The organism is Comamonas trifloxystrobinivorans (genome assembly GCF_043359985.1).
Lineage (GTDB): Bacteria > Pseudomonadota > Gammaproteobacteria > Burkholderiales > Burkholderiaceae_C > Comamonas > Comamonas trifloxystrobinivorans.
The window spans coordinates 181,116-203,322 of record NZ_JBHZGV010000002.1 but is presented as its reverse complement, the minus strand read 5'-3'; the positions used below and the strand labels follow the sequence as shown (position 1 = coordinate 203,322).

Sequence of the window (22,207 nt, the reverse complement as noted above, 5' to 3'; positions counted from 1 at the left end):
GCGAAATGGCGCAATTATCTTTCAATGTGGCGCAATTATTTTAATTGCACCATAATTGCGCCACCATGTCCATTGAATCTGCCTCCTACACTGTCAATCTGTCCTCAGATGAGGCAGCGCTATTGCAAAAAATAAGCGCTGCAGGTGCTTTGGGCGCACCGGTGGCGCAATTGTTGGCGCAATTACCCCAGCTATCGCGCCGAACCGCGCAACGCTGGTTGGCGCAATTAGTGGCTGATGGGCACATCGTATCCATGGGCGAGGGGCGAGGGCGGCGCTACCGCGCCAAACCAGGCGTTGCACCGGCACAGGCGGCCCCCATGGCGGCAGAGCAGGAGCCCGGTGCAAAGGCTGTTACCGCTATAACACTGGCGCCAGATGCGCAGGAGGTGCGCGCCTATATCCAGCAACCTCTGGCGCAGCGCAAGCCCGTGGGCTACCAGCGAGATTTGCTGGAAAGCTACCAACCCAACCACAGCTTTTATCTGCCAGAAACCGTGCGCCGCCAGCTCCATGCGCAAGGGCGCACAGCTGACGCGGCCGCCCCTGCGGGCACCTACAGTCGCGCCGTGCTCAACCGCTTGCTCATCGACCTGTCCTGGGCCTCCAGCCATATGGAAGGCAACACCTATTCGCGCCTGGACACACGCCATTTGATCGAAGAAGGCACCGCCGCAAAAGGCAAGGCCCGGGTCGAAACGCAGATGATCTTGAACCACAAGGCCGCCATTGAGCTCTTGGTAGAGCAAAGCGGGCAGCTGCAGGCCGGCGACCCGCTGTGGAGCCACTACCTGCTGATGAACCTGCACGCCGCATTGGCAGAAAACCTGTTGCCCAACCCGGCCGACGAAGGCCGCGTGCGCCAACATGCGGTGGATATTGCACAAAGCGTTTATCGCCCCATCAGCACGCCGCAAGTCATCGAAGAGCTGCTGCAAGAGGTTCTGCACAAGGTCAACCAGATCCAAGATCCGTTTGAGCAGGCGTTTTTCATGATGGTGCATGTGCCTTACCTGCAGCCGTTTGCAGACATCAACAAGCGCGTCTCTCGCCTCGCGGCCAACGCGCCGCTGTTCCGCGCCAACCTCAGTCCGCTGACCTTTGTCGACGTGCCTGCAGACACCTACGCCCAGGCCATGCTCGGCATCTACGAAATGGGCCGTGTCGACATGCTGCGCGACTTGTTTATCTGGGCCTATGAGCGCAGCACGCAGGAATACACCGCCATTCGCCAAACCTTGGCAGAGCCGGATCCATTGCGACTGACCTGGCGAAGCTTGATCAAAGAAACCGTCCGCCAGGTAGTGCAGCAACCTGCGGCCGACGCCATTGCACTGGTGGAGCAATCTGTACAAGCCATCACGCCTGCAGAGCAACGCGCAGAAGTAAAGGCGCTGATTCTGGACGAGCTGCGCCGCTTGCACGAAGGCGTATTGGCCCGTTATGGCTTACGCCCTAGCGAATGGCAGGCTTGGCACAGGTCGCAACAGCGTTGATGGGGTAAATTTCCCGATCGGGAAATTTATTCCGCTCTGTCGCCTTTTTGCCGAAATATTTCCCGATCGGGAAATATTTCTGTGATTCCGGCATCAGATAGCCCATAATTTCCCGATCGGGAATTTTCCGCTGCGAATCACCATGTTCAACATCCAATCCGCCGAACAGCTTGGCCCCAAGGTGCGCCAAGCGCGCAAACAGCTCGGGCTGACGCAGCCGCAATTGGCCTTGGCGGCGGGAGTGGGCACGCGGTTTTTGGTGGATCTGGAGGCGGGCAAAGCCACCGTGCGGCTGGAACAGGTGTTGCGAGTCATCAACGCGCTGGGCGGGGAGCTGCAACTGCTAGGCTTGCCTGGCAGCGAAGCAGCAGCAGAGCCAGCCCAGTCGCTACCAGCCGCAAAGGATGAGCATGGCGCATGAACTGGACGTCTGGCTGTTTGCCCAGCGGGTAGGGCAACTGTCTTTGCTCAACGGCCGGCTCAGCTTTGCCTACGCCAGCAGCTGGTTGACGCATCCGCAGGCAGTGCCCTTGTCGCAATCGCTACCCTTGCAGACGGCAGCCTTTGACGAACACCAGACACGGCCTTTTTTTGCCGGCTTGCTGCCCGAAGGGCAAATGCGCCGGCTGATTGCGCAGCAGTTTCAAATATCGCGGCAAAACGACTTTGCGCTGCTCGAACACATTGGCGGCGAATGCGCGGGCGCCGTCACCTTTACCGAGCCTGGCCAAGGCTTGCCAGCCAGCACTGCAGTGGACGATGTGGATTGGCTCAGCACCGAGCAATTGGTTCAGGTGTTGGACCAGTTGCCGCAGCGCCCCATGCTGGCGGGCGAAGACGGCTTGCGCCTCTCCTTGGCAGGCGCGCAAGACAAACTGCCCGTGGTGTTTGATGGCCAGCGCATAGGCTTGCCGCGCCATGGCGCAGCCAGCTCGCACATCTTGAAGCCGGCCATTCATGGTGTGGAGGACAGCGTAGCCAACGAAGGTTTTTGCATGCTGCTGGCAGAAAAGTTCGGCTTGCGTCCCGCGAAAACCCAGATGCAAGCAGTAGAGGGCAGGCCGTTTTTGCTGGTAGAGCGCTATGACCGCGTGCAAAGTGCCAGCGGCCAACGCCAGCGCCTGCACCAGGAAGACTTTTGCCAGGCCATGACCATCGTGCCAGAGCTGAAGTACCAGAACGAAGGCGGCCCCAGCCTGGCGCAGTGCTTTGCCTTGCTGCGCAGCCAAACTCGGCCCAACGCCCCGCAGGTGCTGCGCATGCTGGACGGCGTCATCTTCAATGCGCTGGTTGGTAATAACGACGCGCACGGCAAAAACTTCTCGCTGCTATACGGCAACCGCACCGCCGTGCTGGCACCGTTTTATGACTTGCTCTGCACCGCGGTCTATACCCAGCTCTCGCCGAAAATGGCCATGAAAATTGGCAGCAAATACCGCTTCAGCGAACTGCAAGCGCGGCACTGGGAGCAGTTTGCCGAAGAAGCCGGTCTGGCCAAAGCTGCCAGCCAAAAGCGGGTTTGGGCCTTGGCTCAGAGCCTGCCACTTGCAGCGCGCCAATTGCAGGCGTCGCCCCTATATGGCTTTGCAAACATTGCCGTGGTAGAGCAGATATGCGCGCTGATAGAGCAGCGCTGCCGCCTGACAGAAGAGCGGCTGGCTGCCGCATAAGCCACGCTGTCTATTGACGGGCGCGCTGGTTAGCCAGGCAGGCCAGGGCGCTAAACCAACTGATGGCATGCCGCCGCAGCGGCCAACGCACCACCAGCACCTTCACTCGTAATCAAACTCTGCCTGGTAATCCGCCGGGTCAATGCCTTCGGCGCGCAGCGGCTCCACCAGGCGGAAGCGCGTTACCTTGGCCGAAGAGGTGATATAGCCCTTGATCACCAGCTCGCGCGTCACCGGGCTTTTGGCTTCGGCGGCCATTTGCTCAATCACCCGCGTTGTCTTGCGGCGCACCAGCATGCGGAACAGCGCCGGCACATGGCTGAGCAGGCGCTTGAGCAAATCTTCCGCCTCGGCCGACCACTCGCCTTGCTGCTTGGGCAACTCGGGCACAAACCCCCATTCGTCCTCAGTCAGCGGGCGCCACAGCACGATCGAATGGCCATCTGCATCGCTCACACAAGCCATCGCCTCCAACTCAGGCGTCTGCATGGGCGCATAGCGCGAAGCAGCGCCTGCAGCCAGCAGCGTTTGGTACGCCTTCTCCACATCACCCACCTGCAAGCGCAGCGACAGCTTGCTCTCCACCGCTGGCACCTGCAGCAAGCGCAGCACCGCGCTGCCCGTATCTACATCCACATAGCCATCACCCCGGCGCACCTCAGCAAAACCCATGGCTTGGCACCACAGCTGGGTGGCAGCTTCGAGCTGGGTGGTGGGGACGATAAGGTGGCTGATTCCGAAAAACATGAGGGCTTAATAACTGGAGAGACAAAGGAAGATCATAACAAGTATTTATTCACAAAATAACAATGATACATATCAATATTTACTCTTTAAATATGCAGCCTGATTGATGTACATCATGAAGATGGGGCTGCGATATTGATCGTTTCTTGTTCTGATCTTGCTTGTCAGCTGTTGATGAATTTGATAATTAGTATTTTATCAACAGATGACAACCAAGGATCCCTGACCATGAAATTCAATAAATTTATTGTTGCTGCGTTGGCGTTGTTGCTTGTGTTTTTGATATTGCTGACGCTGAATTTTTGATCTCGCTACGCCCATGCCAAAAGGTGATGAATTAATATTTACTTCAAACGATATCATTCAGATGCATAAAAAAATAAATCATCTCTGAATCCGGTCTGCCGGACTGCGCGCAAGATCCGCTGCTTTGCCCATACTATTGCAATGCTAATGACGTGGCGTCGCCCGGATTCCATTTGATCTGCCCCAAGTGCTTGTGCATCGGGCGAACTGGTGGGTGGAGCTTGGTGTCAGTTAAATTTGGGCTGCAGAAGCGATGTGTTTTGAGCTATGGATTGATATGCATTTTCAGGGGTGAACTAAAAGAGAGTATGTCTATCTCTTGCCAATAAAAGATGCAACGGATTTTATTGATTTTATAAAATTCAAGGCTAATCTGTGCAACAGGTACTGAGTTTTACATTATATGGTTACCAATTATTTACTAGAATGGCTCAGCGATATGCTAGATTTTTAGAAAAAATATCCTATATATTTTCGAGTCTTTGTCTCTGCTTGTGCCCGCTGGAGTGGCAAGAGATTCATGCTGATTCCAAATACCAGTTAACTTGGGGACAGCCTTGTTACTCTTTCGCGCCGTAAATAGACGAAGATAGCCAGTTTGGCGTGCATCCCATCCGAGTTGGGTGCCGCCACTTGACTGGAGATTCGTCGCCCTATGAAAAAGATTACGCACGCTATCGCCGCTGCAGCCTTGCTGGCTGCTGGCATTGCCCCCGCTTTTGCGGCTTACCCGGACAAGCCGATCAAACTGATCGTGCCTTTCCCGCCCGGCCAGGCGACCGACATATTTGCCCGCGCCTTGGCAGAGAAGCTCAGCGCCAAACTGGGCCAGCCCTTGGTGGTGGAAAACAAAGCGGGGGCGGGTAGCAACATTGGCACCGAGCAAGTGGTGCGCAGCGCGCCGGATGGCTATACCTTGCTGGTAGCAGGCAGTGCCATGGCGGTGAACCAGACGCTGTACAAAAAGGTGAACTTTGACCCAAAGGTCGATCTGGTAGGCATCACCTTGATCGCCAAGGTGCCGCTGGTGTTTTTGGCCAACCCGGCCACCGGCATCAAAAGCATGAACGATCTGGTAACGCAGGCCCGCGCCGAACCCGGCAAGCTGAGCTACGCCAGCGCCGGCATTGGTGGCACGCAGCATTTGAGCGCAGAAATGGTCAAAGCCCGCGCCAAGCTGCAGTTGGAACACATTCCCTACAAAGGCAGCGGCCCCGCGCAGGCAGACTTTCTGGGTAACCAGGTGCCGCTGATGGTGGATTCCGTTACCGCCGCGCTTGCCAACATCCAGGCCGGCAAAGCCGTGCCGCTGGGTGTGACTTCAGTTACCCGTTCCAGCCAACTACCCAATGTGCCGACGATTGCCGAATCCGGCCTGCCCGAATTCAAAGGCTTTGAAGCCGTAGGCTGGCTCGGCCTGATGGCCCCCAAGGGCACGCCGCAAGCCATTGTCGATAAGCTGAACCAAGAGACTACCGCCATCTTGAACAGCGCCGAAATGCAAAAGTTCATCCGCGACCGCGGCTCGGAGCCCGCGCCCACCACGCCGCAAGAGATGGACCGCTTTGTGGCCAGCGAAATTGTGGAATGGGGCAAGGCGGTGAAGCAGTCGGGGGCTACGGCAGAATAAGAGGCTGAAGCTGAAAAGCTCAACGGCTAACGCGCTTGGGTTGCGCGTTAGCCGTTTTTTATTTTGAAAACACAGTTTATGAAAAATTAACTGAAAATTAAAGAATAATCTATAGTGCTGCCATTTGATTGATAAAAAACTCTTGTTTGATAGTGTTTCAACATTCTCTCTTTAAAATTTTGTTTTGCTGTATTTATATTTGATGGACTGTGACTGTATACAATAACTGCTGTTTTTCTATTGCAGCTATTCTTAAAGCCCTCACGATCTAGAGTGTTCTCAATCTGAGTCATTGCATGTCTAATATCTGATCCTTTTAATTCGACTGCAGACATATTATTGGTTTTGCTGCAAATTAAAATTCTATCGCAGGCAGTAGTGTTTTTTATGTGACATCCGTCGTAAAATATCTCTGCAATTACGATTTGATTCGGATTGTTAATTATAAATGATGAGCTGTGTTGATCAACTATCTTTATCTTAGATTGCTGCCTGTTGGTAACGCAATGAGGCGTCCTGAGAAGATTGGATTTTATGGGTGATGACATTTTAGCTATATTGTATGTTTAGTAGTTCATCAAACTCCCCGCCTATTTTATTTGAAATTTCGTCCAAATACTCTGCATTTATCAGTGAAGTGTCGTCATCAATAATGCTTGAAATTCTTCCATTTTCTATGCAGTATGCTTGTATTTCATTTGGGTAGATTCTTTTATGTTTTGTGACCAAAGAATCCAATAAGGAGATTTTTTTAACATCACGGGTTGTTTTTTCAATAACTCCAGCTTTTAGGAGGTTGTTTATTTTTGAGAGCACATACGGGCTATGCGTTGTGATAAATAGCTTTCTTCCTTTGTCTTCATTCAGATACGAAGCAAAGCCTTCAATGATTTTACTTTGAGCATTCGGGAAAAGATGGGCCTCAGGCTCCTCAATAAACAATAGTGAAGATGAGTTTTTATATCGATTTAAAAGACCAAATGTCAGCATCAATGGAAGTAGCTCTTGTTGACCTGAGGAAAGAGATGAGAATGGTACCTTTCTTCTATCGTCTGTGCTGATGTAGTAATCATTTTTTTCCCTCAGAATATCACCGCCAATGATTTCGGAAATGAATTTTGATGAATTGTTTTCTCGTTTGAGTGATCTAAAAAGAGACGAGTTTCCTTGTATAAATCCACTATATATTCTTCCGAATTCAATCGTTACGGGGTCCAACATATTCCCGCGCTCGAACGCCATTAGTGCTCTGCCAAGATTTGTAAAAAAAGAACGTCCCGCCGGAATATATGTTACTCTATCTATGTATTCCACTCCAAAAATATCAATATATTTTCTTTGAATTTCGCTGGAGAACTTTCTCTGAATTTGGATTTGCGCATAAATCTCATCATTCATTTCTATTTCTTGATTGATTATTTTTGCTGAACCAACCAATTCACTGTGAATTGTTTTTATATTATCGGATAAATTGATTCTTAAGTTTTCCCCAAGATCTCCTTTGTAGATTACCCTGGAGATGGTTATTTTGAATTTGCCTGATAAAAACGTGATTTTAAATTTATCATCCCCCCAGGCAGCTATTGGAAACCATTCGACAAATTTTTCTTTGATTGATAGCGAAAAGTCCTCTAGATTTTTTTCTTGACTAATTTGATCGGAGTGCAAATCCTTTAGGGAATAGAAGAAATATATTAGCTTCGAAATTACACTCTTCCCGCTTGCCTGTGGTCCTATTAATATGTTTATTTTTGATATTTTTAGTTCGGCAAACTTTATACAGGAGAAATTTTCTACTACGATATTCATGTGATTTGCCTATTGGGCTTTAATGATGCAAGCACCAATTGTAACGTCTCAGATTTAAAATTGCAACTAGAACTTGGTAGAGTAATCCCTAGGTTGAAATGGGAAGGTGTACCAATTTTTTTGGAGAGGATGGGGTAATTCCCGAATAATTCGTTTTTCTGTATTTTTTAAATCATTCGAGGGATATGTATATACGTTTACTCCAGGTAAACGTATGCGAGACCGCTAGGGAAACTCTGCAAAACTCCTCCGCCCTCACAGTTCATGCGATGATCCGCTCATTAAGTAAATGAGCCTGAGGACTGGTTGCGAGAAGCCATCCAAACGAACGCGCAAGCGTCAGTTCTTGGATGAGATGGAGTTGGAAGTGCCTTGGCGTGAGCTGGTGGCGCTTATTGAGCCGCATAGCCCAGTCAAGGCCGCTGGCCGCCCGGCCTTTACCATTGAGACCATGCTCCGCATTCACCTGCTGTAGCAGTGGTTCAACCTCTCGGACGCTGCGATGGAGCAGGCTCTGTACGACACCCCTGTGTTTGCCAGTTTCGCCAGGCAGTATCGGGGCATTACCACCATGCCTGATGAAAGTACGATCTTGCGCTTCCGGCACCTACTTGAAACACATCAGTTGGGGCTGCAAATTCTGGCCCTAGTCAATGCAATTCTCACTGACAAGAATCTGCTGCTGCGGCTGGGAACGGTGGTCGACGCCAAGCAGAGCCAAGCTCCGCCAAGAATGCCAGCGGCGAGCGCGACCCGTAAATGCACTAGGGCAAGAAAGGCGACCAGTACAGCCCCACCCTGATCGCAATCAATGTGCCAAAGTGGATGCGTTGATCAATCATTTGAAACCGAAGTGGCATCCACAATGAAGGTTACTACCGCTGGTATCGACTTGGTCAAGAACGTGTTCCACATCCACGGTGTTGATGAACACGGAAAGACCGTGCTGAGAAAGCAGCTGAAGCGAGAGCTGGTTGCACATTTTTTTGCCAACTTGCCTGCATGCTAGATCAGCATGGAGGTGTGCGGAGGAGTAGGTCACTGGGTAACTGCCGCATCTGGATTCATGGGTTCGCAGAGCTTCCTTAACCGTTTTCTACTGAAACCACTGCTTGGTGGCGATTGGAGGAGCTTTATTGAAAGATGCTCAAGACTTCGAAGCATGCGGAGCAGCCACTGCCTTAACCGATCCAGTAGCGGCTGCAGCCGCCTCATTGCGCTTCTTCATATAAGTACCCACGGCCAGCACCAGAGCCGCGCCAATAGCACCGGCAATGTATTTGAGGGCAGGGAACTGGGCGACAACATGTTCCAGCGATCCGTCGCCGGCGATGGTTTCGCCGGCTACCCAACCGATGAGGGCGGCGCCAGCGGGCACGATCCAGGGGAAGCGGGTCATGAGCTTGATCATGATCGTGGAGCCGAAGATCATCAACGGGATGCTGACGGCCAGGCCAAACATCAGCAACACAAAGTCGCCGCCAGCCGTGGCGGCCACGGCGATGACGTTGTCCAGGCTCATCACCAGGTCGGCCAGCACGATGGTGCGGACGGCGGCGGCCATGCTGCCCGAGCCTTTTTTGTCCGCATCGGCAGCATCGTCGGCTGATTCACCTTTGAGCAGGCCCACGCCGATCCACAGCAGCAGTATGCCGCCAGCCAGCTCCAGAAAGGGCAATTGCATCAGCTTGGCGGCTACAAAGGTGAGCACTACGCGCAGCACGATGGCAAAGCCCGCGCCCATCAGGATGGCCTTGCGTTGCTGCTCAGGCGGCAGGCTGCGCGCTGCCAGCGCGATGACGACAGCGTTGTCGCCCGAGAGCAGCATGTCGATCCAGACGATTTTGATGATGCCAACCCAAAAGGCGGCCGTGAGGGCGGAGGTGAGCAGGTCTTGCATGGATGGGCAGTGTAGGCAGCGCCTGCACAAGGCGCGGGCAACGGCGGCAATGCATATGCCCACGGCGCATGTATAGCTAGGGCTGCTTGCAACTGTGGTGGCTTTGTGCATGGCAGCAAATCCGAGCGCGGCGCCAAATAGTGTCAGTTTGGGCCTACAAGCTGCCAACTGGCCTGCGCTAAGCAACTGAAAACACTGGCCAATTCCCGCACGCAGCGCCGGCATTGTCGCCTTGGTGTCCGATGTTTGCTTGCGCAACCAGAGACACTTTGTCGCTGTTTATTTGGGAGGACGACAATATGCAAAACATCTCACGCAGAAACATTTTGCAAGCCGGAGCGTTGGCCGCTGCCGGTGCTTGCCTGGGCACGGTGACCGGAGTGGCCCATGCGCAAAAGCCTTTTCCCTCGCGGCCTATCAAGCTGATGGTGGCTTTCCCTGCGGGTGGCCCGACTGATTTGACCATGCGCCAACTGGCCGAGAACGCCGCCAAAATTCTTGGCCAGCCGATTGTGGTGGAGAACAAACCAGGTGCAGCGGGTTCGCTGCCCGCATCCCAGTTGCAGAACACTGCGGCCGACGGCTACACCATTGCCCAGTTGCCTATGAGCGTGATGCGCCTGCCATTTACCACGGGCCTCAAGTGGAACCCGGTGGAAGAGCTGAGCTACATCATCAACGTGACGGGCTACGCTTTTTGCATGGTGGCCAGCACGCAATCGGGGCTGAAGAGCTGGCAAGACGTGGTGGCCTGGGCCAAGGCCAACCCTGGCAAGCTGACCATTGGCAACACCGGCACCTATACCTCGCCGCACGTTACATCGGCCATCATTGCGCAGCAATTGGGGCTGAACGTGGTACACGTTCCGTACAAGGGCTCGGCGGAGCTGATGCGCGCCACCATGGCGGGCGAGGTGATGGTGGCTGCCGATACCAGCGCGGTGATTCCGTACGTGAACGAAGGCCGCATGGTGGCCTTGAATGTGTGGACGGAAAAGCGCCTGCCCACCTTGCCCAATACGCCAACGCTGATTGAGCTGGGCTTGCCCACCACGCAGTATTCGCCGTTTGGCCTGGTGGCGCCCAAGAACCTGCCTGCCGATGTGCAAAAGCGCCTGCACGACGCCTTCAAGCAAGCCATGGAGATGGACAGCTACCAAGCCATGCTGCAGCGCTTTGAGATGCTGCCTATTTATATGAACAGCGCCGATTACAAGAAGTTTGCAGCCGATTCCACCGTCAAGGAAAAGGCCGCCCTGGCCAAGCTGGGGCCGCAGGCGCAGTAAGCCGGGGCATCGCCGGTAGCGTGCAGTATTTACCGCTGCACGCTTAGCAAAAAGTGCAACCAGCCAGGCGTTGGGCGCGGCGGGCTACGCATACACTGTTTTACCTATGACGCTGCCCCGCCGTAATCTCCAACCGCACTCAATGATGAACCGCCGCACGGCGTTGCGTTGGGGCACAGCCTTGGCCAGCAGCGCTTTGGCAGGGTGCGAGCGTTACAGCGAAACCCAAAGCACGACCCGCGCCAGTTGGCCGCAAATCGATACTGCCAGCGCATTTGCGCTACCGCGCTGGGCAGAAGACCGCAACGCATTGGAGCCGCCGCTTTGCTTGGGTCTTCCGGTGGTGTTGGCCTTGACGGCGCAACCGAGCTTGGCAATCCAGCCAGGCTGGGGTTTGGACATGCAGACGAGCAAGCTGCGCGCGGCTTTGTGGCACGCGGCTTTTAAAGCTTTGAAGGTGGACGATCCGCAAGGCCCATCGCTGATGGCGTGGCTGGCAAACTGGGGCGGCGATTCTCAGCCCCAACCCGATTGGGAGCGGGCAATAGCGCTGGTGTTGGACGGATACTGGCCCGCTGGCAGTGCGGCCACGGAAGACAACGCAAAAGCGCTGGCGGATGCAGCGGTATCGCACTACGCCAATGTGTTGGGCGTGCCGTACCAGCGGCTCAATATCGTTACCGAGCAAATGCCTGCGGGCTTGCAGCGGCCGCTTCGGCCTGAAGAGGCACCTTTGTACAGCCGATCTGTGTTGAGCGATCAGGCCCAGATGGTGGTTGAAGCGGTGACGGTGGAGTTTGTGGACGAGCCAATGCCTCCACTATTGGCTGAACTGGCAAGCCGCTTTGGTGTGCCGGCCTGGCAGGAAGAGCCGGCCAGCGCTGCGCAGCCGGCATTGCCCAACGTGGTGTGGGTGCGGGGTGAAGAGGCCTTGGTCTTTTTGCCACGCACCGAGACAGCGGCCAATCTGTATTTGCTCTATACCGATGCGCTGGACGATAAGCAGTGGTTCGACCGCCGCTTTTCCAGCAAGGGTGACGGCGCCAAGCGGCTGGCCCGCATACGCGAGCTGGCCGTTTGAGGTTTTAGATGCGCCGGTTGAGGGCGCTAGGCCATCTAGTGCAGCGATACGTCGTCGCGCTTGACGTGGTCGTTGGCCGTGCCGGTAGGGCGGCTGGACCAGTAGCTGGCCAGCAGCGAGCCCGAGATGTTGTGCCACACCGAGAAGATGGCGCCGGGCAGCGCCGCCATGGGACTGAAGAACTTGGCGCCCAGGCTGGCAGCGAGGCCGGAGTTTTGCATGCCCACTTCAATCGCCAAGGTGCGACAAATGGATTTGTCAAAACCCAGCAAGCGGCCGCCCCAGTAACCACCCAGGTAGCCGATAAGGTTGTGCGCAATCACGCCGACGATCACCACACCGCCCACGCTGGCGATGCTGTTGCGGCTGATGGCCACCACGGTAGAGAGCACCAGCAAAATCGCAACCATCGACACCAGCGGCAGCAGGCGTTCCACACGCTTGATCTGTGCGTGCCAGAAGTGGTTGAGCAGCAAGCCCAGGCCAATGGGCAAAAGCACGATTTGGGCGATTTCCGTCAAGAGCGCGCTCACCGGCACATCGATGGAAGCCGAGATATACAGCCGCGCCAGCAGCGGCGTAGCCACAATGCCGACCAAGGTGGAGAGGGCGCTGATGGTGACTGACAGCGCTACATCGCCCTTGGCCAAAAAGATCATCACGTTCGACGAAGTGCCGCTGGCCACGCTGCCCACCAGCACCATGCCGGCCGTCAACTCGGGCGGCATGTTCAGCGCCTTGGCAATGAGCCAGGCGGCCAGCGGCATGATGAGGTAGTGCAAAAACAAACCCGCCGCAATGGGCGCCGGGCGCTGCAGCACGCGGCTGAAATCGCTGACGCGCAGCGTCACGCCCATCGAGAACATGATCAGCATCAGCAGCTGCGCGATATGGGGCTTGAAGCCCAGAAAGGCGGAAGGGGCGCTGTAGGCAATAACAGCGAGCAAGGCCGCCCACAGAGGGAAGAGCCGGGTAACAAAGGCAAGCACGGGGTAATCCAGACCAAAAGCAAAGCAAATGCCGCAGCGCAGGCAAGGCAGCTGCCGCGCAACTGCCGCCAGGAGCGGCGCAATATTTGTGCAGCGATGCGAAAGTGCGGGCAATTGCCGCCCAACCGGGCCGGGGGTGAGGGCCGATGGCTGGGTGGCAGAGCTGCTTCTGGCAGCAGGCGGGCGCTTTCGTGCTTTTGGCCAACCACATCAGTGCAGCGGCCATCATAAAGTTGCGCAAGAAACCGGTTTCAGTGTGGACGGGAAGCAATGTTTTTTGCTTGGGTATTTGCGGGCGCAACGGTTTGTGCAAGCCCAGCTGCGCGCTCACCGCTCCAGGCGCGCACAGTGCCAGTGGCCTAGTGGTCTGCCAGCGCTTGGCGAATGGTTTGGCTAATGGCCTCGGCGTCGCTGCTTGATGCGCTGCGCCCCATCAGCGAAATGCCGGCCAAGTTCGCTGCAGCGCTTTACCCGCATGTAGTAGCGAACGAGCGGCGGCTTGCCGGCACCACCCATTCACTGGCAAATTGATAGCAATAAAACCTTTGTCAGATTGGCTTTTCACTCTTTGGCAGCAAGCCAGCGGGCGGCTCAAGTTCAGGGTTTGTTGTTGTAGGACAAGGCGCTGTCTCTATGCCTTGTCAATTGACGCGAGCGGTCGGCTTCGTATGATAAAAGTACCTTTTCCTGCTGCTTTTTGCTTTCATTCGTAGCTTGCCGGCCTGGCTCCGGCAGCTGTCTCGCAGGTGTTGCTCAGCCCTGGTGCTGAGGCCATCGCGCTTTGCAACGCTGCCTGCCCCAACGCCTTGCCGCCGCCTTGCGGGGGCAACTACCGGCATTGATACAGGAGGGCGCCCGTGCCAACCCCATCCCTTTCCAGCGGTCAGTTGCCGTCTTTGAACAGCTGGCTCGACCAGGCGTTCGACCCGCTCATGGGCTGGTGCCTGCTGGTGGCCGCTGCCGCCATTGCCGGGCACCTGGTGTTTCGCTGGAGCGGTTTCCCGCGCATGTTGGGCTATACGGCCGTGGGCTTGCTGGCCGGCTGGCTGGGTCTGGGCGATTGGCCTTGGCCGTTGATGGGCAACACGCAATTGCTGTTGCAAACCGCTGTGGGTACCAGTTTGTTGATCGCGGCCACCCAGGTGTCGCTGCGCTGGCTGCTGCGCCAGCCCATGTTGCTGCTGCAAAGTCTGGCTGAATCTGTGGCTGCGCTGGTGTTGGTGGCAGGCGGCTTGCAACTGCTGGGCATGGGCTGGGCGGTTTCGCTGGGCGTAGGTGTGGTGGCCATGGCTGCATCACCAGCCGTTTTGCTGCGGGTGGTGGCGGATCTGCGCGCTACCGGTGCGGTGACGGATCGCAGTGTGCTCTTGGCCACGCTCAGCGCTGCCTACGCTTTGGTGTTGTGCCTAGTGTTGACTGTGGCTTGGCAACCCGGGGAGGGCGCTGCCGAGCAAGCCGGTCTGAGTCTCAGTGCCGTGGGCATGGGCCATTTGCTTGGGAGCTTGGGCCTGTCTGCCTTGTGGGCGGTGTTGACGGCCGCAGCTTTCTGGCCGGTGCTGCGCTGGCAATCGTCGCGCAGCGATGCCACCGCGCTTTACATGCTGGCGGTGTTGGTGGCGGTAAGCCTGTTGGCCACGCGCTGCGGCGGCTCGGCGGTGCTCGGCTTTGTGGTGGCTGGTTTGTTATTGCGCAACCTCAGCCCCAAGCCCCTGGTGTGGCCGCCGGCGTTTACGGCCGCCAACAGCATGTTGAATTTGCTGATGTTTGTGCTGGTGGCCAGCATGGCCGGGCAGGTGGCGCCGGGTTGGGGTCTGGTGGCCGCAGTGGGTGTGGCGACAGTGGCACGCCTGGTGGGTAAGCTCGGCGGCGTTTTGTTGCTGGGCGCTGGTACCGGCATTGGTTGGCGGCGCCAATGGGCGATTGCTTGCGCGCAATCTCCCAGCTCTGGTTTGGCGCTGGCTTTGGCTTCGGGCCTGGTGTTGCAGTGGGGCAGCTCCAATGCAGGCGTGGCTGGTACGGTGTCGGCGATTGTGTTGCCGATGGTGGTGTTGAGCGAGGTGGTCGGCGTGCTGCTGGCATCGCTGGCTTTGTGGCGCAGCGGCGAGGCGCACCGAGGCATTGGCCCGGCGGCTTTGGCCGGAAAGGAGAAACGCCATGACGCTTGAAGCTTTCCAACAATCTGCAGCGCTGAGCCTGGGTGTAGAGCTGGAGCTGCAGCTGGTCAACACCAACCATTACGACATGACGCCGTACGCGCCCGATATGCTGGCCTTGTTGAAAAACGCGCAGGTGCCGGGCAGCATCGTGCCCGAGGTGACGGCCAGCATGATCGAGATATCGACCGGCATTTGCCAGCATGCCCAAGATGCATATGAGCAGCTTGCCGTGACACGCGATGCGCTGGTACAAGCCGCAGACCGCCTGAACATTGCCTTGGCCGGCGGCGGAACGCACCCTTTCCAGCAGTGGCACCAGCAGCGCATTTATGACCGGCCACGCTTCAAGGAGCTGACGGCGCTGTACGGCTACCTCACCAAACAGTTCACCATTTTTGGCCAGCACGTGCATGTGGGTTGCCCTAGCGCGGACGATGCCTTGCTGATGCTGCACCGGCTTTCGCGCTACATCCCGCACTTTATTGCGCTGTCGGCGTCGAGCCCTTTCGTGCAAGGGCAGGACACGGCATTTGATTCAGCGCGGCTGAACTCGGTGTTTGCCTTTCCGCTCTCGGGCCGGGCGCCGTTTGCCCTGCACTGGGAAGATTTTGAGCGCTACTTCGACAAGATGACCGCCACCGGCGTGATCCACAGCATGAAGGATTTTTACTGGGACATCCGGCCCAAGCCGGAGTTTGGCACGGTCGAAGTGCGGGTGTTCGACACGCCGCTATCCATAGAGCGCGCTGCCGCCCTGGCAGCTTTTGTGCAGGCGCTCGGGGCCTGGTTTTTGAGCGAATCGCCTTTCGAGCCGACCGAGGACGACTATCTGGTCTACACCTACAACCGTTTCCAGGCTTGCCGCTTTGGCCTGGAAGGCAGCTACGTAGACCCGGCCAGCCATGAGCAGTTCGGTCTGCGCGAGCATATTTTGCTGACCTTGCAGCGCATTCAAAGCCATGTGCCTGAAGGCAGCAGGGCGGCTTTGCAAAGCCTGCGCCAATCGGTGAACGAGGGCGTCAACGACGCCAGCCGTCTGCGCCAAGCTTATGAGCAAGCCCAGCAACTGCCCGAGGTGGTACGCCAATCGACCCTGCGCTTTCGCGGCCAGGCTTAGCGCACCCGGGCCAGGTCTGGCTTGGCGGCTTGGGGGCTAGGCAGCAAGCCAGCTTTTGCCAGCCGTGGCGGCTTTTTATTATTTCTTATTTTCAGTAATTACTGAAAATTAAATACCAAGCAATGTCGAATGACTGCATATGCATTGGTACTACCAATGACGCAACGCATGCTGCTGCGTTCAACCCCCATTAGGCTACCAAGGTTATTAAGGGAAAACCCGTAAACGCAACTTTACCGAGGCGTAAAATTTGTTGCGTGTACAACTCTCTGGGTGAGGGTTGCGCAAAACAAGCCTCGTGCGTCTGTTGCAGGCCAAGGCAGCCAGATATTTATTTGGCAGCCCAAAACTGGCTATGGAAATACGAGGCTTTATTAATCATTGGATATAAAAATGACTGATGGTGAGCGACTTCACAAAGGAAGTCTTTCAATCGGAAGCGCGGTTCGGGGCATTTTTGCCCTGGTGGTATTGATCGTGGCGCTGGGCTTGATCTACGGTGGTATCAAGCTGACAGCGCTGGGCGGATCCGCTTATTATTTGATTGCCGGTATTGCCTATTTGGTATTGGCGGTATTGTTTGCATTGCGAAAGCGCTTTGCAGTGGCATTATCGATAGTCATTTTTGTGGCTACCTTGATTTGGGCATTGTTTGATATTGTCCATTTCACGTACTGGGAACTGTTGCCACGATTGGTCATACCAGCTCTGATCTTGATGGTCAGCCTGTGGGTGGGCGCAGCCTTCCCCGGCACGGCCGCAGGCCAGCGCCGTGTGGCCAACGTAGCGGGCGGCGGCATTTTTGCGGCGCTGCTGGCTACCTTGGTGGCGGCATTCTTCCCCCACGGCACCATCTCTAACCCAGTGGCAGCTTCGGACGCCAAGGACGCAGTTGCAACGCCTACCGACGAGCAAGCGCCTGAAAACTGGGAGTTCTATGGCCGCAGTGCTTCGGGTACGCGCTTTGCGCCGTATACCGACATCACGCCTGAGAACGTGAAGAACCTGGAAGTGGCGTGGACCTACCACACCGGCCGCCGCACCACCGGCGCTGCCTTTGGTGTGGACGAGAACACGCCTTTGCAAATTGGCAATGTGCTCTACACCTGCACGCCTGAAAACGTGGTTGCCGCTGTTGATGGCGACACCGGCAAAGAGATCTGGAAATTCGATCCCCATGCCAAGAGCGAAGAACACGTCACCTGCCGTGGCGTGGGCTACCACGACATGGACAAGGACAATAGCCTCAGCGCCGAGATCAAGGCCAAATACGCCAGCGTGCAAGCCTGCCGCCAGCGTATTCTGGTCTCGACCATCGACGCCCGCATGTTTGCCCTGGACGCACAAACCGGCAAGCCCTGCGAAGACTTTGGCGAGCACGGCTTTATCGACCTGAAGAAGGGCATGGGCCCCACCGAAGTCAGCAAGCGTTACCACCCCACGGCCGTGCCTGTGGTGATGGGCCACCTGGCGGTGGTGGGCGGCTGGGTGCGTGACATTGTGGCCGGCGAGCCTTCGGGCGCCGTGCGTGCATTCGACGTGCTGAGCGGCAAGATCGCCTGGGCCTGGGATGTGGGCGCACCGGAAGATGCCGATGTGACCGCGCCTGACCACCAGTTCACGCTGGAAACGCCTAACGTCTGGACGGTTCCTACCTTCGACAAGGAACTGAACCTGGTCTACCTGCCTACCGGCAATGGCCCTCCCGACTACTGGGGTGGCGACCGCAATGCGGTCAAAGAAAAGTTTGGCTCGGCTGTGGTGGCTGTAGATGCCTCTACGGGTAAATCCAAGTGGGTCTACCAGTTCATCCACCACGACGTGTGGGACTTCGACATGCCTTCGCAGCCTGTGCTGTACAACATGAAGGATGAGAAGGGCGTAAAGACCCCCGTGCTGATCCAGACCAGCAAGACCGGCCACATCTTTGTGATCAACCGTCTCACCGGCCAGCCTTTCACCAAGGTGGAAGAGCGCCCCGTGCCTACCGAAAACGCCGCTGTGGGCGAAAAACTTTCGCCAACCCAGCCTTTCTCTTCGGGCATGCCACAAATTGGTGTGGAACCTCTGACCGAAAGCGCCATGTGGGGTGTGTCGACCTTCGACCAGCTGTACTGCCGCATCATGTTCAAGGACTCGGTCTACGTCGGCCCCTTCACGCCTCCTGGTGAGAAGCCTTATATTGAATGGCCCAGCCTGCTGGGCGGCATGAACTGGGGCGGTATCTCGGTGGACGAAAACACCGGCATGATGTTCGTCAACGATATGCGCATGCCTTTGCGCATGTCCCTGGTGACGCAAGAAGACGCCAAGAAGTACAAGGTCACGACCGACGAAGTGCCTGGCTTCATGGGCACCATCCGTCCGCAAATCGCCGGCATTTATGGCGGTGTGAAGATCGACATCATGCAATCGCCCCTGGGTGTGCCTTGCAACACGCCACCTTTCGGCAGCATGAGCGGTATTGACCTGAACACGCAAAAGCTGGTGTGGCAAGTGCCTCTGGGTACCGTGCAAGATACCGGCCCGATGAATATCAAGACCGGCATGCAAATCCCTCTGGGCATGCCTACGCTGGGCGGCCCCACCTCGACCGCTTCGGGCCTGGTGTTCTTCGCCGGCACGCAAGACTACTACCTGCGCGCCATGGATTCGAAGACCGGCAAGGAAGTGTGGAAAGCCCGCATGCCTGTGGGCGCCGTGGCTGCTCCGCTGGTCTACAAATCGCCTAAGACGGGCAAGCAATACGTGGTGATCTCGGCCGGCGGCGCCAGCCACTCGCCAGACCTGGGCGACTACGTGATCGCCTACGCTTTGCCTGACGCCAGCGACAAGAAGTAAGCAGCGTTACTGCTTCTTCAGCCAACAAGAATCCCCGTTTCGACGGGGATTCTTTTTGCCCATTAGAAAAGCGCAAGCCTGAACAGGGCGCCATAAAAAACGGCAGATGCGATAAAGCATCTGCCGTTTTTTGTTGCGGACTTTTATGCAGCTGCCGATTTAAGCGGCCACCACCTTCACTTCGTAGCCCTTGCCGGTGGCAATCACTTCCAGCAGGCGGTCGATGTTAGGGTGCGCACCGGGGCGGGCTTTGGCGTCTTCGGTGTGCTCGGCAAAAATCTGCAAGCCTTCTTGCGCGGCGGCCACATTGATGCTGCCGTGCTTGGCCGCCAGCGCGTTGTACACGGTGACCGAGCCAGCCTTGCCGGGCGCGTTGGGAATGGTGGCTGCCACTTGGCCGGCGGCATCGATCAGTTGCAGCTCGGCGATATGGGCGATGGAGGGCAGGGCTTTCAGGTTGTCAGCAAAGGCCATGGTGGTTTTCCTTGGAGTCGGTCGAGTATCAATTTCATAGCTGCCAGCGCTTGCGGGCAAGGCGCTGCGGCGCGGCTGAATTATGCAATAAGCGCTACCAGCCAGGCGGCCAGCGCAGTAAGCAGTACCACCAGCACGGGCGGAGTGCGCCGCCATTGCAGCATGGCAAATGCAGCCAAGGCAATCAGTAAATCGCTGGCTCGGTGGATGGCGCTGGTCCAGACCGGGTTGACAAAGGCAGCCAGCAAAACACCGACGACGGCTGCGTTCACGCCGGCTAAAGCGCGCTGGGCCGCAGCGTTCTGTCGCAACTGTTGCCACCAGGGCAGAGCGCCGGCCAGCAGTAAAAACGCGGGCAGAAAAATCACCACCAGCATCAGCAAACCACCTGGCCAGCCCGCCCAAGGAGCAGGCAGCGGCAACAGAGCGCCTAAATAAGCAGCCAAGGTAAACAGCGGGCCAGGCACGGCTTGCGCGGCGGCGTAACCGGTCAAAAACTGCGCATCGCTTATCCAACCCGGCGGCACCACGCTGGCTTGCAACAAGGGCAAGACCACATGGCCGCCACCAAACACCAGCGCACCGGCCTCGTAAAAAGCAGCGATGGCTTGGGTGGCAACACTTGGCCACCACCATGCCAAATTCGGCAAGACCAGCACCAGCAGCGCAGCAAATAAAACGATCAGCGCCCAACCGGTTTTGCGGCTGAGCGGCAGTTTTTGCTCGGCAACGACCGCATCGCCGACAGGTGCTACTTGAAGAAAGCGCCATCCGATCATGGCACCGGCCAGCATGAGCAGCGATTGCAGGGTAGCACCCGGCCAAGCCAGTAATACGGCCGCGCTGGCAACCGCCAGCAGCTTGCGCAACCAGCCTTTGCACAACTGGCGCCACATGCCCAACACCGCATGGGCCACCACGGCGACAGCCACCAGCTTGAGCCCATGCACCCAGGCGGCATCGGCCAAATGCGGCCAGTGCTGCAAACCCAAAGCCAGCGCAATCAAGGCCAAAGCGCTGGGCAGCGTAAAGCCCAGCCAGGCGGCCAGGCAACCCAGCCAGCCGGCGCGCATCAAACCCAAGGCCATGCCCACCTGGCTGCTGGCGGGCCCAGGCAGAAACTGACACAGCGCCACCAGGTCGGCGTACTGCGCATCGCTCAGCCAGCGCCGCCGCTCCACCAGCGCGGTCCGAAAATAACCGAGGTGCGCCACCGGCCCGCCGAATGAAGTCAGTCCCAATTGCAAAAACACCCAGAAAACCTGGCAGGCGCTGTGCGCTTGTGCGGGCGGTTGTGGCGTGGCTGGTGGCGGCGCATTGTCGTGCATGGCGGCAAGCATAGCGGCTCTGGGAGGTGGCGATGTGTATGCGCCTGTCATAAAGCAGTCGCCCAGACTGCGCAGCGGCAAGAGCCGGGCCTGCGCCGCATGGTATGGTCAGCCCGCAAACCAATACGGAAAACAGATGAACAGCATGGCGCGGCCGGGGCTCAGCCCGGCATGGATAGTGGTGGCAGCAGGCGTGAGTGCCTCTTTGCACGTGGGCAAGCTGCCGCCAGCAGTGAGCATGCTGCAACAACAATTGGGCGTATCGCTGGTGGAAGCGGGCTTTTTGCTCTCGACCGTGCAAGTGGCAGGCATGGTTTTGGGCCTGGCCGTGGGCCTGATGGCCGACCGCTGGGGCTTGCGCCGCACCATGCTGATCGGCTTGCTGCTGATGGCGGCCGCCAGCGCTGCAGGCGCCGCAGCGACGGGCTTTGTCTGGCTGCTGGCGACGCGGGTGCTCGAAGGCCTGGGCTTTTTGCTGGTGGTCATGCCGGGGCCGGGGCTGATCCGGCGCAGCGTGCCGGCTTCCGAGCTGAGCGGGCGCATGGGCTGGTGGGGCAGTTACATGCCATTGGGCAGTGCTACTGCCTTGATGCTGGGCCCTTGGGTTTTGCGCGCTGTGGGCTGGCAGTTCTGGTGGTTGCTGTTGGGTGCTTCGTCTTTGCTGGCGGCGCTGGCAGTGTGGCGTTGGGTGCCGGCAGATGCGGCACATGCGCCCGGAGCTGCGGCTGGCAGCCAAGCCAATGCGGCTTACCAACATGCCTGGCACGCCCGCTTGCTGCAAACCGTGCGCAGTCTCGGCCCTTGGCTGGTAGCGGTGAGCTTTGCCGTCTACAGCTGCCAGTGGATTGGCCTGGTCGGCTTTTTGCCAACCATTTATGCGCAAGCCGGCCTGAGCTCGCAAATGGCAGGTTTGCTGACGGCATTGATGGCCGCAGCCAATGTACTGGGCAACGTGGCCTCGGGCCGATTGCTGCAAAGCGGCTGGCCACCCAAGCGCAGTTTACAGACGGGTTTTGTCATCATGGCTCTGTGCGGCGTGCTGGCCTTTGTGCAATGGAATGGCGAGAGCCTGCTGCCGCTGACGGGCCGCTTTCTGGCCATGGTCTGTTTTTCTGCGGTGGGCGGGCTGATACCGGGCACCTTGTTCACGGCGGCGGTGCATTTGGCGCCCAACACCAACACGGTCTCTACCACCGTCGGCTTTATGCAGCAGCTGTCTTGCGTAGGCCAGTTTGCCGGGCCGCCCATGCTGGCCGCCTTGGCATCGTGGGCCGGTGGCTGGCAATGGAGCTGGGTGATGCTGGTGGCGCTGTGCGGTGTGGGCTGGTCGTTGGCAATCGTGGTGGGCCAGCGCTGGCAGGCCAGCCAGCGTTGAGG

17 protein-coding genes and 2 pseudogenes are annotated in these 22,207 nt (G+C 57.3%); 12 read left to right on the top strand and 7 right to left on the bottom strand.

Annotated features, from left to right (window positions below; translation table 11 throughout):
* The first annotated feature begins 65 nt into the window (after nt 1-65).
* The 3 genes from ACFIQF_RS02625 to ACFIQF_RS02615 all read left to right on the top strand — a co-directional run bounded on the left by ACFIQF_RS02625 (nt 66) and on the right by ACFIQF_RS02615 (nt 3,166).
* Nucleotides 66-1,496 (top strand): Fic family protein, encoded by a 1,431-nt coding sequence (locus ACFIQF_RS02625; RefSeq protein WP_393939785.1) that lies wholly within the window; start codon nt 66-68, stop codon nt 1,494-1,496.
* A 142-nt stretch (nt 1,497-1,638) separates the two neighbouring features.
* Nucleotides 1,639-1,917 (top strand): type II toxin-antitoxin system Y4mF family antitoxin, encoded by a 279-nt coding sequence (locus ACFIQF_RS02620; protein WP_393939783.1) that lies wholly within the window; start codon nt 1,639-1,641, stop codon nt 1,915-1,917.
* Complete coding sequence (locus tag ACFIQF_RS02615; RefSeq protein ID WP_393939781.1) at nt 1,907-3,166, top strand: type II toxin-antitoxin system HipA family toxin; 1,260 nt, start codon at nt 1,907-1,909, stop codon at nt 3,164-3,166. Before ACFIQF_RS02620 ends, ACFIQF_RS02615 begins: the two co-directional genes overlap by 11 nt.
* 102 nt (nt 3,167-3,268) lie before the next feature.
* On the opposite strand, the gene ACFIQF_RS02610 is transcribed toward ACFIQF_RS02615, so the two are convergent.
* A complete protein-coding gene (locus tag ACFIQF_RS02610; protein ID WP_393939779.1) occupies nt 3,269-3,913 on the bottom strand; it encodes a VOC family protein in 645 nt (214 codons plus the stop codon).
* A 961-nt stretch (nt 3,914-4,874) separates the two neighbouring features.
* Between ACFIQF_RS02610 and ACFIQF_RS02605 the strand changes: the two genes are divergently transcribed.
* Nucleotides 4,875-5,849, top strand: coding sequence for a tripartite tricarboxylate transporter substrate binding protein (locus tag ACFIQF_RS02605; protein WP_393939777.1), 975 nt, complete (start codon nt 4,875-4,877; stop codon nt 5,847-5,849).
* 86 nt (nt 5,850-5,935) lie between these two features.
* Here the strand turns inward: ACFIQF_RS02605 and ACFIQF_RS02600 are convergent, their stop codons facing one another.
* Complete coding sequence (locus tag ACFIQF_RS02600) at nt 5,936-6,184, bottom strand: hypothetical protein (protein ID WP_393939776.1); 249 nt, start codon at nt 6,182-6,184, stop codon at nt 5,936-5,938.
* A gap of 214 nt (nt 6,185-6,398) precedes the next feature.
* The gene (locus tag ACFIQF_RS02595; protein WP_393939775.1) at nt 6,399-7,658 is read right to left on the bottom strand and encodes an AAA family ATPase; all 1,260 of its coding nucleotides are present in this window, start codon (nt 7,656-7,658) and stop codon (nt 6,399-6,401) included.
* 289 nt (nt 7,659-7,947) lie between these two features.
* Between ACFIQF_RS02595 and ACFIQF_RS02590 the strand changes: the two are divergent.
* Both ACFIQF_RS02590 and ACFIQF_RS02585 read left to right on the top strand, forming a co-directional pair.
* Nucleotides 7,948-8,414: pseudogene (locus ACFIQF_RS02590) on the top strand (transposase); the annotation flags it as partial.
* Between the two features lie 109 nt (nt 8,415-8,523).
* A pseudogene (locus ACFIQF_RS02585) lies at nt 8,524-8,664 on the top strand (IS110 family transposase); the annotation flags it as partial.
* Nucleotides 8,665-8,805: 141 nt separating this feature from the next.
* Here the strand turns inward: ACFIQF_RS02585 and ACFIQF_RS02580 are convergent.
* Nucleotides 8,806-9,558, bottom strand: a complete 753-nt coding sequence (locus ACFIQF_RS02580) for a TerC family protein (RefSeq protein ID WP_393939774.1) — start codon at nt 9,556-9,558, stop codon at nt 8,806-8,808.
* A gap of 308 nt (nt 9,559-9,866) precedes the next feature.
* Between ACFIQF_RS02580 and ACFIQF_RS02575 the strand changes: the two genes are divergently transcribed.
* Together ACFIQF_RS02575 and ACFIQF_RS02570 are read left to right on the top strand one after the other, a co-directional pair.
* A complete protein-coding gene (locus tag ACFIQF_RS02575; RefSeq protein ID WP_393940018.1) occupies nt 9,867-10,844 on the top strand; it encodes a tripartite tricarboxylate transporter substrate binding protein in 978 nt (325 codons plus the stop codon).
* Between the two features lie 400 nt (nt 10,845-11,244).
* A complete protein-coding gene (locus tag ACFIQF_RS02570) occupies nt 11,245-11,925 on the top strand; it encodes a hypothetical protein (protein WP_393939772.1) in 681 nt (226 codons plus the stop codon).
* A 35-nt stretch (nt 11,926-11,960) separates the two neighbouring features.
* Here ACFIQF_RS02570 and panS read toward each other — a convergent pair whose 3' ends face one another.
* Nucleotides 11,961-12,914, bottom strand: coding sequence for a ketopantoate/pantoate/pantothenate transporter PanS (gene panS / locus ACFIQF_RS02565; RefSeq protein WP_393939770.1), 954 nt, complete (start codon nt 12,912-12,914; stop codon nt 11,961-11,963).
* 857 nt (nt 12,915-13,771) lie between these two features.
* On the opposite strand from panS, the gene ACFIQF_RS02560 reads away from it, so the two are divergent.
* The 3 genes from ACFIQF_RS02560 to ACFIQF_RS02550 all read left to right on the top strand — a co-directional run bounded on the left by ACFIQF_RS02560 (nt 13,772) and on the right by ACFIQF_RS02550 (nt 19,028).
* Nucleotides 13,772-15,079 (top strand): cation:proton antiporter domain-containing protein, encoded by a 1,308-nt coding sequence (locus tag ACFIQF_RS02560; protein ID WP_393939769.1) that lies wholly within the window; start codon nt 13,772-13,774, stop codon nt 15,077-15,079.
* A complete protein-coding gene (locus ACFIQF_RS02555) occupies nt 15,069-16,187 on the top strand; it encodes a YbdK family carboxylate-amine ligase (RefSeq protein ID WP_393939767.1) in 1,119 nt (372 codons plus the stop codon). The genes ACFIQF_RS02560 and ACFIQF_RS02555 overlap by 11 nt, the downstream gene beginning before the upstream one ends.
* Before the next feature lie 393 nt (nt 16,188-16,580).
* The gene (locus ACFIQF_RS02550) at nt 16,581-19,028 is read left to right on the top strand and encodes a membrane-bound PQQ-dependent dehydrogenase, glucose/quinate/shikimate family (protein WP_393939765.1); all 2,448 of its coding nucleotides are present in this window, start codon (nt 16,581-16,583) and stop codon (nt 19,026-19,028) included.
* 159 nt (nt 19,029-19,187) lie between these two features.
* On the opposite strand, the gene ACFIQF_RS02545 is transcribed toward ACFIQF_RS02550, so the two are convergent.
* Nucleotides 19,188-19,502 carry a DUF2322 family protein gene (locus ACFIQF_RS02545; protein ID WP_393939764.1) on the bottom strand — a complete coding sequence of 105 codons (315 nt, stop codon included), beginning with the start codon at nt 19,500-19,502 and terminating at the stop codon, nt 19,188-19,190.
* Between the two features lie 80 nt (nt 19,503-19,582).
* Nucleotides 19,583-20,830 carry a chromate efflux transporter gene (gene chrA / locus ACFIQF_RS02540; RefSeq protein WP_393940016.1) on the bottom strand — a complete coding sequence of 416 codons (1,248 nt, stop codon included), beginning with the start codon at nt 20,828-20,830 and terminating at the stop codon, nt 19,583-19,585.
* Nucleotides 20,831-20,975: 145 nt separating this feature from the next.
* Between chrA and ACFIQF_RS02535 the strand changes: the two genes are divergently transcribed.
* Nucleotides 20,976-22,205 carry an MFS transporter gene (locus ACFIQF_RS02535; protein ID WP_393940014.1) on the top strand — a complete coding sequence of 410 codons (1,230 nt, stop codon included), beginning with the start codon at nt 20,976-20,978 and terminating at the stop codon, nt 22,203-22,205.
* Nucleotides 22,206-22,207 lie beyond the last annotated feature (2 nt).